Genomic DNA, 674 nt, shown 5'->3' with positions numbered 1-674 from the left:
GGGTTGTCCACCCGGAAGATCCGCACCCCGTGGTCCATCCAGTGCCGCAGGATGCGGACGGTCTCGGCGACCAGGCCGTCCATGTCGGCGTCGAAGGCGACGGGGTAGATGTCCTGGTACTTCTTCGGCGGGTTCTCGGCGTAGGCGATCGTGCCGTCGGGGCGGTGGTGGAACCACTCGGGATGCTTGTGCACCCAAGGGTGGTCGGGGGAGCACTGCAGGGCGAAGTCCAGGGCGATCTCCAGGCCCAGCTCGCGGGCCTGGGCGACGAAGGCGTCGAAGTCCTCCAGGGTGCCCAGGGCGGGGTGGATCGCGTCGTGGCCGCCCTCGGGGGAGCCGATCGCCCAGGGCACGCCGACGTCCTCGGGGCCGGGGGTGAGGGTGTTGTTCCTGCCCTTGCGGAAGGTGGTGCCGATGGGGTGGATCGGGGGCAGGTAGACCACGTCGAAGCCCATCGCGGCGATCGCCGGGAGACGGCGGGCGGCGGTGGTGAAGGTGCCGTGGGGCTGCTCGGGGGTGCCCTCGGAGCGGGGGAAGAACTCGTACCAGGCGCCGTACAGGGCCCGCTCCCGCTCCACCAGCAGCGGCATCGCATCGGAGGCGGTGACCAGCTCCCGCAGCGGATACCGGGCCAGCACCGCGTCCACCTCCGGCGTCAACGCCGCCGCCAGCCG

1 protein-coding gene is annotated in these 674 nt (G+C 71.8%); it reads right to left on the bottom strand.

Annotated features, from left to right (window positions below):
- A partial coding sequence (locus IE318_RS44505) for an alpha-amylase family protein (protein ID WP_268256794.1) occupies nt 1-674 on the bottom strand: 674 nt, incomplete at both ends.

This window comes from Streptomyces spiralis (assembly GCF_014654675.1).
GTDB classification, from domain to species: domain Bacteria; phylum Actinomycetota; class Actinomycetes; order Streptomycetales; family Streptomycetaceae; genus Streptomyces; species Streptomyces spiralis.
Note: the sequence above shows the minus strand (reverse complement) of the source record. Positions and strands in the feature narration are given on the sequence as shown.